The organism is Pseudomonas mosselii, from assembly GCF_005796105.1.
GTDB classification, from domain to species: domain Bacteria; phylum Pseudomonadota; class Gammaproteobacteria; order Pseudomonadales; family Pseudomonadaceae; genus Aquipseudomonas; species Aquipseudomonas mosselii_C.
Genome location: NZ_VAUO01000002.1, coordinates 22,696 through 36,919 on the forward strand (window position 1 = coordinate 22,696; position 14,224 = coordinate 36,919).

At 62.8% G+C, this 14,224-nt stretch carries 10 protein-coding genes; all 10 read right to left on the bottom strand.

Going from position 1 to position 14,224, the window contains the following annotated elements; genetic code table 11:
• Positions 1 to 28 precede the first annotated feature (28 nt).
• Positions 29 to 880: a flagellin domain-containing protein gene (locus FEM01_RS05010; protein ID WP_138218204.1), complete on the bottom strand. Its 852-nt coding sequence runs from the start codon at positions 878 to 880 to the stop codon at positions 29 to 31.
• 249 nt (positions 881 to 1,129) lie between these two features.
• Positions 1,130 to 2,065: a ketoacyl-ACP synthase III gene (locus tag FEM01_RS05015; protein ID WP_138218205.1), complete on the bottom strand. Its 936-nt coding sequence runs from the start codon at positions 2,063 to 2,065 to the stop codon at positions 1,130 to 1,132.
• A 270-nt stretch (positions 2,066 to 2,335) separates the two neighbouring features.
• Positions 2,336 to 5,260 carry a TIGR00180 family glycosyltransferase gene (locus FEM01_RS05020; RefSeq protein WP_138218206.1) on the bottom strand — a complete coding sequence of 975 codons (2,925 nt, stop codon included), beginning with the start codon at positions 5,258 to 5,260 and terminating at the stop codon, positions 2,336 to 2,338.
• 32 nt (positions 5,261 to 5,292) lie between these two features.
• Complete coding sequence (locus FEM01_RS05025) at positions 5,293 to 6,030, bottom strand: cephalosporin hydroxylase family protein (protein WP_138218207.1); 738 nt, start codon at positions 6,028 to 6,030, stop codon at positions 5,293 to 5,295.
• 17 nt (positions 6,031 to 6,047) lie between these two features.
• Positions 6,048 to 7,115, bottom strand: a complete 1,068-nt coding sequence (locus tag FEM01_RS05030) for a class I SAM-dependent methyltransferase (protein ID WP_138218208.1) — start codon at positions 7,113 to 7,115, stop codon at positions 6,048 to 6,050.
• Entirely contained in the window at positions 7,105 to 7,977 is an 873-nt protein-coding gene (locus FEM01_RS05035; RefSeq protein ID WP_240791729.1) for an NAD-dependent epimerase/dehydratase family protein, read from the bottom strand. Before FEM01_RS05035 ends, FEM01_RS05030 begins: the two co-directional genes overlap by 11 nt.
• Entirely contained in the window at positions 7,974 to 8,534 is a 561-nt protein-coding gene (gene rfbC / locus FEM01_RS05040; RefSeq protein ID WP_138218209.1) for a dTDP-4-dehydrorhamnose 3,5-epimerase, read from the bottom strand. The genes FEM01_RS05035 and rfbC overlap by 4 nt, the downstream gene beginning before the upstream one ends.
• Before the next feature lie 42 nt (positions 8,535 to 8,576).
• Positions 8,577 to 9,659, bottom strand: a complete 1,083-nt coding sequence (gene rfbG / locus FEM01_RS05045; RefSeq protein WP_138218210.1) for a CDP-glucose 4,6-dehydratase — start codon at positions 9,657 to 9,659, stop codon at positions 8,577 to 8,579.
• Entirely contained in the window at positions 9,641 to 10,414 is a 774-nt protein-coding gene (gene rfbF / locus FEM01_RS05050) for a glucose-1-phosphate cytidylyltransferase (protein WP_138218211.1), read from the bottom strand. Before rfbF ends, rfbG begins: the two co-directional genes overlap by 19 nt.
• 181 nt (positions 10,415 to 10,595) lie before the next feature.
• Positions 10,596 to 14,162 carry a glycosyltransferase gene (locus FEM01_RS05055; RefSeq protein WP_138218212.1) on the bottom strand — a complete coding sequence of 1,189 codons (3,567 nt, stop codon included), beginning with the start codon at positions 14,160 to 14,162 and terminating at the stop codon, positions 10,596 to 10,598.
• Positions 14,163 to 14,224: the final 62 nt, after the last annotated feature.

Here is a 14,224-nt window from a genome sequence, read left to right on the forward strand (position 1 = left end):
GCACTCCCCCGCCGGTTACCATCAGCGATTACTGAAGCAGTTTCAGTACGGCGGATGGCAGCTGGTTGGCCTGGGCCAGAACCGAAGTCGAAGCTTGCTGCAGAGTCTGCTGCTTGGTCAGCTGGGCAGTTTCAGCGGCGAAGTCGGTGTCCTGTACACGGCCACGGGCAGCTTCGGCGTTTTCGTTGATGTTCTGCAGGTTGTTGATGGTGCTGGTCAGACGGTTCTGCGAAGCACCCAGGTCAGCACGAGTGGTGTTGATGGTCTGCAGAGCGGCGTCGATGGCGTCCAGAGCAGCGTTCATGCTGGCTTCGGCTTCGTCGGAAGTCGAACCGGTGATCGCGATGGTAGCCGAGTCAACGCTCAGGGTAGCAGCGTCGAAGCCGCTGTCCAGAGTGATGGAGATCTGGTTGTCAGCACCGGAGTTCGAACCGACCTGGAAGGTCATCTTGCCAGCCGAACCGTCCAGCAGGTTTTTGCCGTTGAGCTGAGTCGAGTTGGCGATACGGGTCAGCTCGTCGGACATCTGGGCGAACTCTTTGTTCAGAGCTATGCGGTCTTCGGTGCTGTTGGAGTCGTTACGCGACTGGACGGCCAGTTCACGCATACGCTGCAGGATGTTGGTCTGCTCTTGCATCGCGCCTTCAGCGGTCTGTGCGATGGAGATACCGTCGTTGGCGTTTTTGATCGCCATGGTCTGACCGCGGATCTGCGAGGTCATGCGGGTAGCGATCTGCAGGCCGGCGGCGTCGTCTTTGGCGCTGTTGATTTTCAGGCCGGAGGACAGACGGGACATCGAGGTGCTCAGGGCATCGGTAGCACGGTTCAGGTTCTTCTGAACGCCCAGGGAGGTGGTGTTGGTGTTTACGGTCAAAGCCATGACGAATTCCTCGTGATATGGGTACTACGGCTTCCGGCCCTGGCATTCGCCGGGTGTGGCACAGAGAACCTTCGTAATAGTTATCGTCGTCAGGGCGGGTTGCTTTAGCGGATTTTCGAAAAAAATTACTGGCATCCTGCCAGCCCAATGAAATCAAGGACTTGACGCCAGATTACAGGCGCGCCCTTTGATGCAGCAGAAACAAAAACGCCGCCTGAAGCGGCGGCGTCTTGCGATGGCAAACAACGGTCAGTCGCGGCGCTCGATGATCGCAGAGCCCCACGACAAGCCCACGCCGAAGCCGCTCAACGCAACGCGCTGGTGCTGCGAGCCAATCACATGCTTTTCCAGCAGCAACGGGATGCTCGACGACACGGTGTTGCCGGTCTCGACCATGTCCTTGACGAACTTGTGCTTGTACTCGCCCTCGTCGAAACGCTGGGACACCGCATCGACGATCGCCGCGCTGCCCTGGTGCAGGCAGTACAAGTCGATGTCGCCCGCCTTAAGCTCACTGGCTTCGAGCAACTGCTGAAGGTGCGCCGGCACCTTCACCAAGGCGAAGTTGTAGACCTGGCGGCCGTTCATGAAGAACTTGCCGTCGGTGGTGCGCAGATGCTCGGCACCGGCACCGTCGCTGCCGAACAACGACTTGCCCAGTTGCCAGGCAGCACCCTCGCCCATCCAGGTGGCGGTGGCGGCATCACCGAACAGCATGGTGGTATTGCGATCTTCCGGGTCGACGATCTTCGAATATGGATCAGCGGTAAGCAGCAGTCCGTTCTTCAGGCCCGCTGCTTCCATGAAGCCCTTCATCGCGTACAAGCCATAGACATAGCCCGAGCAGCCCAGCGAGATATCGAAGGCAGCAATCGCAGTCGGCAGGCCCAGCTTGTGCTGGACGATGGCCGCGGTGTGCGGCAGGCCTTCGGCGTCGCCGTTCTGGGTGACGACGATCACGACATCAATGGCTGCAGGATCCAGCGAAGGGTTGGCAGCGAACAGGTTCTTGGCAGCCTCGACGCACAGGTCGGAGGTTTCCTGGCCAGCTTCCTTGCGCGGCAAGAAGGTCGAACCGATCTTGCCAAAGATGAAATCCTGATCCTTGCCGAATTTCGCGCCCTGGGCGTAGTTGTCCACGCCTTCAGTTGGCACGTAACTGGCGATGCTTTTAATGCCAATCATATGGCTTCCCAATTCAGTAACAGCGAAATACCCGCGCGCCTTCAACAGAAAAACGCCAGGCGATGGGGGCGGCCCTATCCCTGACGGCTTGTCCGGGTGCGACGCAGCGGTTCCCGGTTTCGACAATATACAGTGAAGATGCGCGTTATGACTCTCAGGTCACGCTCTTTTTGTCGAATCGACACAAGGGCTTGGCTGACCGTACCGACAAATGAAAAAGCCCTGGCCGTCACTCGACGACCAGGGCTCCATGCAACTGCCAGCTCGGCGTCAGCCGATCAGCGCCTGCCACTGCACTCGAGCCTCGAGGTCGAGGCTGAACAACTGGCCGTCATGCCGATGGCTGGCGTTGTGGCAAGGGTCTTGCGCCAGGGCCTGAGCCCAACGCTGGCGCAGCACCGGACAGGCCAACGCATCGTCGTTGACGGCCGCGTGTCGCACCGCCTGAGCCTGTGGCGTCAACACCACCAGCAGGCCGGAAGCGGCGGCCTGTAGACACAGATCGACCTGCGCGGCGCGCACGTCCGTGGCCTGTTCATCCAGACCACCCGCCGCCCGCAGCAGCTCGGCGCGCACCATCACACACCCAGACACCGCCGAGACATTGTGTTCGGCCTGCAAGCGCTGCAGATAACCCGCCGCGTCCTTGGCCTCTCCGGCGAACGCTGCACGCACACCCGCCTGACCTGCCAGCACCAGGCCGGCCTCCACCACCTTGCCATCGGCGCCCAGCAGCTTGCCGCCCACCACCCCGACTTCCGGACGCAGGGCCTGGTTGAGCAGACTTTCAAGCCAGTTGGCGTTGAGCACTTCGGCAGAACTGTCGAGCAGTACCAGGTACTCGCCGCGCGCCTCACGGCAAGCCAGGTTGAGCATGGCCGCCGGAGCCAGCGCCTGCTCGCTGCGAATCACCCGCACCCGGCTGCCAGCGGCTGCCAGGCTTCCCAACCAGTCGCGCAGCGCGGCGCTCTGGCTGGCGTTGTCGGCGATCAGGATCTCGTGATTCTGGTAGCGGGTACGCTGCAGCACGCTGACCAGGCACGCCTGTAGCTCGTCGAAATTGTCCTGGCAATGCAAGACGATCGAAACCAGCGGACGCGCCTCGTGGCGATAGTCGACCTGTAGCACGCCCGGATGGTTCATGCCGATCGCTGCGGCGTAGCCACGCTGCTTGATGTGGTGGGCCAGCACACTGCGCTGCTGGTCATGCTCGTCGGTGCCAGGTGCCGTGCAGATCAGCAGCGGCTCGGCGAGGTGCGCAAGGCCGGCCATGCCACCTTCGCCGATCAGGCGCAGCAGCAGGTCGAACTCCAGTGCCTGGGGATACTGCGCATCGAAGCCGCCACAGGCCAGCCACAGGTCTCGGCGCACCAGCCAGTGGCGCGCCATCAACCCCGGCACGCTTTGCAGCAGGTCGAGGTTGACGCCCGGGCGCAGCACTTCGCGCAGCGAACCATCGGTCTGGCTGTGCAGCTCATCCATGGCCACGGCACGCACACCGTCGACATTCAACAACTCAAGACCGGCGCGCAACAAACCACCGACGGTGAAGCGATCACCACTTTCGGCCAGCAGCAGCCAGTCGGTGCCCAGCTCGCGGGCGGCTTCATTCAGGCGCTGAACGTAGTCCTGCGTGCTGACCTTGACGAAGTGCACGGTCTGCTGCGCATGGGTGACCGCCGGCAGCTCGCCGGTAGTCAGCACCACCACCTTGAAGGCACGGCAGTGGCCGTTCATCAGGCTGTCGAAGGTCGCCTGCAACTTGGCCATGTCAGCGTCCAGGTCCAGCAGCAGGATGCCGAAGCTCGGCCCCCCCTGATGCTGCGCCAGGTGCTGAGCCGCACTGCGCGCCTGCTCGGCGCTCGGTTCGCGGGCCTTCAGCCAGTTCAACAGACGCCCCGATGGCAAGCTGTCGAGCAGCGCCTGGCTGTCAAAGCACGGCACGCTGTCGAGCTTGCCCAGCCACGCGCGCAGCGACGCCGCTTCGCTGTCTTCGCCGGCCTCTTCCAACGACGCCAGCAACTGCTGGACCACGACGCGGTTGAACGGGCTCAGCGTCAGCGCTTCCCACAAGCGGCTGCGGCGGGTCCGCGCATCATCGTTGGCCTGCACTTGCAGCAACTGCGACTGACGCAGCAGGATCGGTTCAAGCTCCAGCAATTGCTGGCGACCGGCCGGCATGGTGTGAATCAGGAATTCGCATTCAGCCAGCAGGTCGAAGGTAGGCTGGTTGTAGAACGGCATCTCGACGAACTGCCGCTCGCCGAAAATCCGCTCCGGCTCGGCCTTGGGCTGTGACCAGTACGAGCGAACGATCAAGCAGCCCTGTAGCGCACGCCCCGTGAGCAGGCCCTCAGCCATAGCCTTGAAACTGTCCAAGGCAATACGCTTGACTGCCTCTGCCCCCTGCCCGCTCAACGCGGTTGGGATGGAGGCGAGGAATTCGGCGAAGGCTTCGCGCCCACGCTGCGACTGCTCGTCCTGCAGCGCCAGCACGGTCAGCACGTTGGTGCTGTGCTCCGAGGCACCATAGTTGATCTCGCGCACTGCGTAAGGGATCGGCAGAATCCGCGCCTTGGCGTTGGCTAGCAGGTAGAAGGTATGACCGATCTCCTGCCATTCGAAATTAGTACCCGGCGGCAGCAAGGCATACCACTGCTGCAGCAACGCGGTGCGGGTGACTGCATAAAATGGCGGCAGGAACTGCCCCATGAACTCGATCAGGCGCTGCCCCGGCTCAGCGCAGTAGTCTTCCTGCACGCGCTTGTCACGCCGATAGAAGTCCACCCGGGTACCGCGCCCGACGTACATCATGCCGTAGCCATGGCACATGCCGTAATCGGGATGCTGCTCCAGGAACTCGAGGGATCTCACCATGCCCTCGTGCAGCAGGAAGTCGTCATCAGCAGCGAAGGTCATGTAGGGCGTGCGGACTTCATTGACCCCGTAGCTGACCTTGTCCTGCAAGCCCTTGTAGGTGAACTGCGGCAGGTGCCGGTAGTCAACGTTTGGGTAGTCATCCAGCAGGGCGGCATTGCTCTGGGCGGAGGAGTCGAGCACCAGGATGCTGGCGGGGAAATTCCGATAGTAGTGCAAGGTCCGACGCAGAAACGCCGGGCGATTATGGGTAATAACCACGACAGTGAAGCGCTCGCGCAGCGAGCTGTCGATGCACGGGTTTTGCTGATACGGCATAAGGCGTTCCTGCTTGAGATCCACGATATTGATCAGCGCACTCGGCGCAGATAGCCATCCGGCGCGACGGTCAGCAAAAGCTTGTCCTGCAGCGGGCGATCGATTTCAAAGTCACCGTTTTCTTTCAGGTACTGCCACACGGCGGTTTTCGGATTGTCGCCATGGCCCCATGGCCGATCCGGGAAGAAGTCGGCCGGCATGTCTTCGACCACGGTATCCATCACCACGCAGTAACTGTCGACCGACACCAGCGGCGCATAGGCACGCAGCTCCTGCAAGACATGATCATGGGTGTGGTTGGAGTCCAGCACCACGATGACTTTTTTACCCGCAGCGATGCGTGCCACCTCGGCAACCATTTCCGGCGCGACGCTGGAGCCTTCCAACATGCTGATACGGTGGGCCATGGGGTGCTCTTCGATGGCCTGGCGGTTGTGCGGTCGGATGTCGACGTCGATGCCCAGCACCTGACCATGACCCACCAACTGCAGCAGCGACGCGTAGTAGATGATCGAGCCGCCGTGGGCGATACCGCATTCGATGATCAGGTCCGGCTTGATGCGCCACACCAGCTCCTGCATGGCGATCATGTCCTGAGGCAGTTGGATGATCGGCCGCCCCATCCACGAGAAGTGGTAGCTGTACTTGTGCCTGGCCGACTCGTTGAAGAAATCGCGAGCCAGGCCCTGGACTTTCTGATCCGCTGCCTGAGCGCTGATTTCGGCCTCGCACTCACGGGCGAATATGGCGTTGGGATGATTGTCTTGCATGTGAAATTCCTTGAAGTTCAGGAGGCCGTGACGCCATCTACGGCCAGATAGGTATACCGGCCACCGGTCATATGACGAATTTCGTCCAGATAGTTGGAGTTCATTACCAGGATCAGCGCCCCGGCAGGCAGTGTCTGGAGTAGCTGCTCAGGCGATGACACCAACTGCCCGCTCAGCGGAAGAAAACGACCTTGTTTGTCTGGGTTGATATCGACCACGCAATCGATGGGCACACCGGCACGCAGCAGGAACAGCGAGTAGATCACGCCCTTGGAAGACGCCCCCCAAAGGGCGACACGCCGCTCAGGCTGGGCCAACAGGGCACGCGCGGCAATGTCGGCGCCGGCCTTGAAGGCCGTTGGCAGCGACAGCGGGGCGAATGCCTGACGCGGCGCCCGCAGGCTCGCAAGGTCAGCAACGACATACAGGTACTGACCGCCAAACAGATGTCCGCTCTCGACAACGCGGCCGAACATGCGGGTAAAGTCGTCCAGGCGGAAATAGTTGACGTGCTCGTAGAACACATCGAACCAGGCGCAGCGCTCAATGATCCAGTCGAAACACGGCACCTCGATGTAGATCAACCCACCCTCATTGGCCTCGGCGATTTCGCCAAGAAATGCACAGGGGTCCTGAATGTGTTCGAGCACGTGGCGCAGAATCACACCGTCGGCCTGGATACCCAGCTCGCGAGTAAAGGGTGCGCAGACCACATCATCGCTCTGCCCTTCATAGGACGGATCAACGCCTTTCACGGCATAGCCGCGCTCACGCAACATCTGCAGGAAATAACCCTTGCCGCAGCCAACCTCCACCAGACTCGTGCCTCTGAAGTGACGGGCCAGAATGCCTTCGACAGCCTCCAGATGACGCTGAAAGTGCGGCGAATGGGCCTGCTCGTTCTGGTAGTCGGCGTCGTACACCAGCTTGCTGGGATCGAAGACCTGGTTGAACACCAGGCCACTGACCTCATCCTGCACCAGCAGCACGTCCGCCGCGCCACACGCGCGGGCCTGCTGGGCGGTTGCGAATGTGCGGTTCTGCAAGACCGGCAGCCCCGCGGCCCGATACAGTTCACGCGCCATGCTGCTCTCCTGTCAGTTGCCGCAGCCGCTGCGGATCGCCCCAGAACGCCATCGGTTCGTGGGCAGAATACGGGTAATGACCTAGCTGCAGCGCCATGCGGCTGTTGCGCCGTGCGAGGTGCTGTTCGACCAGCGACCGAACCGATATCGGCTCGCCGCTGCAACAATTGACCACACCGGAAAATTCGCGCCTGCCAAGGATGGCCAGTAGATGCGCGGCAACCTGCTCAATGGGCAGGTAGTCACGCAACTGCTCCCCGGCAGACATGGGGAACTGCGCATGCCCTTGGTCGATTGCCCGGTCTAGGCTAGCCAGCAGGCTATTGGCCGCTTGCCCAGGGCCATACAGGTAGAACAGCCGCACCCACTGCAGCGTGAAAGGTGTTTGTTGACGCATGTGCTCAAGGAACAGACGCAAGGCATTCTTCGCCAGCCCATAGGCAGTAGCCGGCTGAGCAGCATCGGTTTCACTCTGCGGTCCATTGCGCAGGCCATATTCGAAGCAGGTCCCGGTAACCATCACCTGCCCCACCCCGGCGGCGACCACGCGCTTGATGAACTGTAAGTCCGCCGGCAGGTTGACCTCGTAATGAAAGGCCTGCTGATAGTTCGGCAGCCCTGACCACGCCAGGTGGGCGAGCGCGTCGACGCTATCGGTCAAAGCCTGCACGTCCAGGGCTTGATCGTGGATATCCGCCGCTACGAACTCCACCTGGTCGAACCAGGGCAGCACGCGCGCGCGCTCGGACGAACGGGCAACCGCACGCACCTGCACGCCAGCGGCCAACAGCGCAGCCACCAAATGTTGGCCAACGAACCCCGTGGCACCGGTCACCAGCACCTTGGCCGGCAGGCAACTCACAAGCGCACCCCGCTAAAACCTGCGTCAATCGGCGGATGTGCGGCATCCCGGGCAGACAGATTGGTCACTGGCAGCGGCCAAGCGATGGCCAGCGCTGTATCCTCCGGCCCAATACCCGATTCGTGGGCAGGGCTGTAGTCGGCATCGGAGCAATAGAGAATGGTCGCCTCTTCGCTCAACACCTGAAACCCGTGCGCGAACCCGGCTGGGATCAACAGGCTGCGGCCATCGCCGGCCGCCAGCTCTTCGGCATGCCACTGCAGATACGTGGGCGAATCGATCCGCAGGTCAACCGCCACATCCCAGATCGCGCCGGCAAGGCAGGTAATGAGTTTGCTTTCGGCATGCGGGGCATACTGAAAATGCAGGCCGCGCACACTGCCTTTGCCGAGCGTATGTGAGTGGTTGATCTGGCGAATGTCAAAGCGCTTGCCTTGTACCTGCAGGCGCGATTGGCAGAACAACCGGGCAAAGCGCCCGCGATGATCGGTAAAGACTTTCTGCTGAATCAGACACAGCCCCTCCAGAGGGAGCGCGTGCACATCAAAATCATTCATTGAGATTCCTTACACAGGGCCGTGGCCGCTCAAGGTACTGGCTCATAGCGACTCCTCGTATTGGCTAAGCTGAGTCAGGCTGACCGCGCGCATGTCCACGCCCTTGCGCCAAGCAAGATGCCATCCCAGGGTCTGGCCGAGGCATTCGTGCAACGACCAACGCGGGCGCCAGGCCAACAGTTTCCGGGCCCGGGAGCTGTCCAGACGCAACAGACCGGCCTCATGCATGTCGCTCTGCTGCACGACGATGCCCGGCGCCTGCGGCCACTGCGCGGCCATCAACTCGACCACATCTCCAACGCTGCACATGTCCTCATCGCTCGGCCCGAAGTTCCACGCCCCGGCAAAGCGCTGGCCATGCTCGTAAAGCGCGGCGGCCAGTTGCAGGTAGCCGGCCAGCGGCTCCAGCGCATGCTGCCAAGGGCGAACAGCGTGGGGCATGCGCAGAGTCACTTGCTCGCCCTCGCTCCAGGCCTTCAGCACATCGGGGATCAGTCGCTCGGGAGAGAAATCGCCGCCGCCCAGCACGTTGCCGGCACGCGCCGTGGCCAGGCTCAGGCCGTGCTCGGCGTGGCGCTCGGGGGGGAAGAACGACGCGCTGTAGGACTGCGTCAGGATCTCGCAGCAGGCTTTGCTGCTGCTGTAGGGATCGTGCCCGCCCAAGGCTTCATTCTCACGGTACGGCCAGGACCACTCCTGGTTGGCATAGACCTTGTCGGTCGTGACCACCACACAGGCGCGCACGCCACCTACCTGACGCATGGCCTCCAGCAGGTTGAGGGTGCCCATGACGTTGGTCGAATATGTGCCCAGAGGGTCGCGGTAGCCTTCACGAACCAGCGGCTGCGCGGCCAGGTGCAGGACGATTTCAGGCTCGACTTCGGCCATCAGTTCCAGCAGCACGCCCAGGTCACGCACATCGCCACGCCGATCATCGATGCCTTCTCCGGCACGGGCCAGCTCGAACAAGTTCGGCTCGGTGGCCGGGTCCAGGGCAAAGCCGGTCACTTGGGCGCCCAGGCGCTGCAACCAGAGGACCAGCCAGCTGCCCTTGAAGCCGGTATGGCCAGTGACCAGGACGCGCTTGCCCTGCCAGAACGCGGGGTTCAGGCCCACTGCTTCCATGGTGCCTCCCCGCTGCTCCAAAGGTGCTCGAGGTGGTTCTTGTCGCGCAGGGTGTCCATCGGGTGCCAGAAGCCGTCATGCTCGAACGACATCAACTGCCCCTCGCGGGCCAGGTTGGTCAATGGCTCGGACTCCCATGGGGTGGCATCGTCGGCGATATAAGGAATTACCCTGGGCGATAAAACGAAGAAGCCGCCGTTGATCCACCCACCATCACCACGGGGCTTTTCACTGAAACCCAGGACCTGATCGCCGTCACGCTGCAACGCGCCATAGCGCCCCGGCGGCTGCACGGCGGTGACCGTGGCCAGCTTGCCGTGGCGGCGATGGAAGTCCACCAGCGCGCCGATGTTCAGGTCCGAGACGCCGTCGCCGTAGGTGAAACAGAATGCCTCTTCGCCTTCGAGGTAGCGCGACACACGTCGCAGGCGGCCACCGGTCATGGTTTCCTCGCCGGTGTCTACCAGGGTCACGCGCCACGGCTCGCTGTAGTTCTGGTGGACGTCCATGCGGTTGTTGCACATGTCGAAGGTGACATCGGAGGTATGCAGGAAGTAATTGGCGAAGAAATCCTTGATCGCGTAGCCCTTGTAACCGAGGCAGATCACGAAGTCGTGGATGCCGTGGGCCGAGTACTGCTTCATGATGTGCCAAAGAATTGGCTTGCCACCGATTTCGATCATCGGTTTGGGCTTGAGGTGCGACTCTTCGCTGATCCGCGTGCCGAGTCCACCCGCCAGAATGACTGCCTTCATCGTTTTCCTCATGTGCTTCGCGCCCCCCGGACCCCCAGGGTGAAGGATTTATGGCGATAGCCAGGGTTATTGCAGGAACTGCGCCAAGATTCACTGGACATGAAAAGGGGGCCGCAGCAGGCCCCCAATGGACAAGGATTGGCGATGGGCTACACAGCAGCCCCAATCCTGGCAGCGACGGTCAGTCCGCCAACCACCCCCACTCCCAGTGCCGCAGGTTGTCGTCGCGCAGCACGAAGTCGCGCATCACCGCCTCGCGCAACTCATCCCCCATGCGGTAGCTGGCTGCCGGGTCGCTCAAGTGCATGCGGATCGCCTTCAACCATTCCTCAGTGCTGTTGCTGTATACCCGAGTACACGGCAAGTAGCCGCGATAGGCTTCGGTATCGGTGCAGATGGTCGGGTAGCCGCAGGCGCCGTACTCCAACAGGCGCAGGTTGCTCTTGCAGTCGTTGAAGATATGGAATTCCAACGGTGCCAGGGCCAGGTCCAAGTTGAGGCTGGCAAGCTTGGCCGGATACGCCTGCAGCGGCACGCCCGGGTGGTACTCGTGGATATACGGCTTGAGCGCCTCTGGGCACATGCCGAAGAACACCCACTCCACCTCGTTCGCCAGCTCGCGCACCACCTCGGCAATGATCTCCAGGTCGCCGCTGTGGCTGGTGCCGCCACCCCAGCCCACACGCGGCTTGCTGGAGCTGCCACGGCGGCTCGGCGGCAGGTTGGTCCACAGGTGCGGCGCGAGCATGTTGGGCACCACGCGGATATCGCGATGCATGTCGGCCAGGGCGTTGGCCAGCGCCTGGGTGGTTACCACCACCCGGTCGCACAGGCCAATGCCGCGGCGCAGGTGCTGCTCGATATCGGCTGGCTTGTTACGGGCGTGGGTATTCTTCTTCGGCGCGCTGAGCACATAGTCGTCAATCTCGTAGACCCGGCGGGCATTGGAGAAACGCGCGATGCGCTCAATGTCACGCACCGAGTCATCGGCATGGCGCAGTTGCAGGATGATCACGTCAGGGTCCATGCGCGCCAACTGCACGACGCTGGGCGACTCATAGGCGATGCGCCCGACCACCCGACCGGCTGCCTCCAATTGTTGGAACGGCTGACTGACCCGATAGTGGCCTACAGCGGTATCGTTGACCGGCAAACCCAGCACGGACGGCAGCGCCCGCGCGCACAGCGGGTTCCAGCTGCCGCGTAGGCTCGGTTCGAGGCTGAAGTCGGCGGTGGCCAAGCTAAGACTTGGGTTATAGGCCGGATCGCGCACCACCTTGCTCAACCAGCGCTCGCAGAACGCCTGCTGCTGCTCCAGCGCCTGCTCCGGGTCAAGCGGCGTGCCCGGCGCGGTCGCGCCAGCCTTGAGCAGCAACGCATACGGCGTGCCCACCACCAGATAACCCAGGCGCCCGGCGCGCAGACACAGGTCCAGCTCAGCCAGCCCCTGGGCCAACGCCTGGCCGGCAAGCCCGCCCAACTCGTCGAACACAGCCTTACGCACCATCAGGCAGTCGCCGCCGACCGCGCTCCAGTTCTGCACCACCTGCAAGCGTTGCAGATAGCCTCGGGCTTGCAGCTCCTCACCGGCGAACGCAGGGCCTGCAACGCTGGAAACACCCAGCACGCGCCCCACCTCGACAACCCGGCCCTGCACATCGATCAGCTTGGCACCGACCACCGCCACCTCAGGGCGACGGGCATGCTGCAACAGCTCCTGAAGCCAATGCTCATCGAACACCTGCAGCGAAGCGTCGAGCAAAAGCAAGTACTCGCCGCGCGCTTGGCCGGCCGCCGCATCGAGCAGCGACTCACGCGACTGCTGGCCCGGCAGGCGCACCACGCGCAGCATCTGCGCATCCAGCTCGCCCATGGCCTGCAACCACGCCTCGACGTCTTGATCCTGGGACTGGTCCGCCACCAGTAACACTTCGTAATGGCCATGGGTATGTTCGATCAGCGACTGCACGCAGGCGTGCAAGCGTGCAAGCTCGGCGGTCGCCGGGACGATCACCGAGACCAGCGGGCTGCCCTCGTGCAGGTAGTCAACCCGGTTGAGCAGCGGCATGTCGTCATGGCGGATGCGATGGGCCACGCCAAGCCGCTCCAAGTGCGCCGCCAACACCGGCTCGCTCTGCGCCTCGACCACTGGCAACGACAGCCACTGGGCGAAACTGAAGGTCGATTGCACCAGGATTTCGGCGATATGCTCCACCGCCTGCGGTCCACGCTGCTCGACCAGGCGCCAGAGCAGATCGTGCGGTGACAGCTCGGCGAACTGACTGGCAAAACCGCCAAGGTCCACAACGGCGTCGCGGGCAAATGCCAGGGTCCGTCCGACGTAGGGATAGCTGCGCAGCAAGTCGAGGTTGAAATCAGGTTTGAAAACCGGCTCGCCAGGCTTGCCATCCACCCAGCAGCCTTCGTCGCTGTAAATGCATGCCACACCTGGAAACACCGCGGCGCGTTCGGCCAGCAGCAGCAGCGCGGCCTCGTCCAGCTGATCACCGGCACGCAACAGGTAGATCCAGTCAGCCTCCGGCAGCGAGACCAACACCTGATTGACCTGCCGCGACCAGTCCTGCTGCAACGGTTGATGGATCAGCGCGAGGTCGCTGCTCGGCACGTGCTCAGCCAGCACCACGCAGGCATGCACCGGGTACAGCTGTGCCTCCAGGCTAGCGAGGGTCTGTGCCAGGGCCTGGGCATCACCGGCACTATCCAGCACCACCGGGACGATCCGTGGCTGACGCGGCCAGGCCGCGACGGTCTGCGGCAGCAAGCGGCGCTGCACATCGCTGAAGTGTCGCGCCGCCAACCAATGTTCGTAGAGTTCGGCGTAGCTTTCGCAATCGCTGCCCACGCGGCCTTTCAGGCGCATCTGCCAGTTGCTGATGACGCGTACCAGGCACAGTTCCTGCCAGTTGCGCGGCTGCTGGGCGGCCTCCTGCACCGGCACATAACGCACCCATCCGCTGGCCGGCGCGGCTTCGCCGCTGCGCGCAGCGAGCATTTGCATCAGCCAGCGCCATTCCTGGGCCTGCGCTTGGGCCACCGCCTCTTGCTTGCTCAGGCGCTGCGGATGCAGGCGCTCGATCAGCCCGGGCTCGCTGAGCATGACCATGTTGGCGCGCCGCATCAGGCACACGAACAGCGCAAGGTCGAGCAGTGCGACGAAGGTCATGCCTTCACCGGTCAATGCCTGCAAGAACCCCAGGGCCTGTTCGCGACGCATCAGCGCGGCAGAGAAGTTACCGATAAAATTCACCGGCCGGCCATCGAGCAACGCCAGCATGTCCTCGCCCTTGAACAGGCTGTCGACGGCGGCGAAACGGGTATTGGCCACACGCATGGGCAGGATGTAGTTGTTCTCGTCGCACAGCACGCGCTGGGACAGCACCAGGCCGACCTCCTCATGCGCCAGCAGCACCTCGGCCTGGCGCTCCACGCACAGCGGGAACAGGCGGTCGTCATCGCACAGCACCTTGACCAGCTCGCCGCGGGCCAGCCCCACCGCGTGCAGCAGGTTGCCGACGAAGCCCTTGCGCGACGAATTGCGCACAAAGCGCAGGCGCGGATCATCCTGCACGGCGCGGACGATGGCTTCGATCTCCTCGCCCTCGCTGTCGTCGCATACCAGCACTTCCAGCGCGGGGTAACTCTGGCCGAGGGCGCTTTGCAGCGCCATGGCGAAGAATCGAGGGTTGTAGGCGGGAATGACGATGCTGACCAGTGGCTTTTCGTTCACGATGACGACCTTGCAAAAAAAATGCGCCGCACCTGACGGTGGCGGCGCATGGTTGACGACGC

Coding starts and splice junctions, on each gene's coding strand:
- FEM01_RS05010 (WP_138218204.1), bottom strand. CDS start 880: ATGGCTTTGACCGTAAACACCAACACCACCTCCCTGGGCGTTCAGAAG.
- FEM01_RS05015 (WP_138218205.1), bottom strand. CDS start 2,065: ATGATTGGCATTAAAAGCATCGCCAGTTACGTGCCAACTGAAGGCGTG.
- FEM01_RS05020 (WP_138218206.1), bottom strand. CDS start 5,260: ATGCCGTATCAGCAAAACCCGTGCATCGACAGCTCGCTGCGCGAGCGC.
- FEM01_RS05025 (WP_138218207.1), bottom strand. CDS start 6,030: ATGCAAGACAATCATCCCAACGCCATATTCGCCCGTGAGTGCGAGGCC.
- FEM01_RS05030 (WP_138218208.1), bottom strand. CDS start 7,115: ATGGCGCGTGAACTGTATCGGGCCGCGGGGCTGCCGGTCTTGCAGAAC.
- rfbC (WP_138218209.1), bottom strand. CDS start 8,534: ATGAATGATTTTGATGTGCACGCGCTCCCTCTGGAGGGGCTGTGTCTG.
- rfbG (WP_138218210.1), bottom strand. CDS start 9,659: ATGGAAGCAGTGGGCCTGAACCCCGCGTTCTGGCAGGGCAAGCGCGTC.
- rfbF (WP_138218211.1), bottom strand. CDS start 10,414: ATGAAGGCAGTCATTCTGGCGGGTGGACTCGGCACGCGGATCAGCGAA.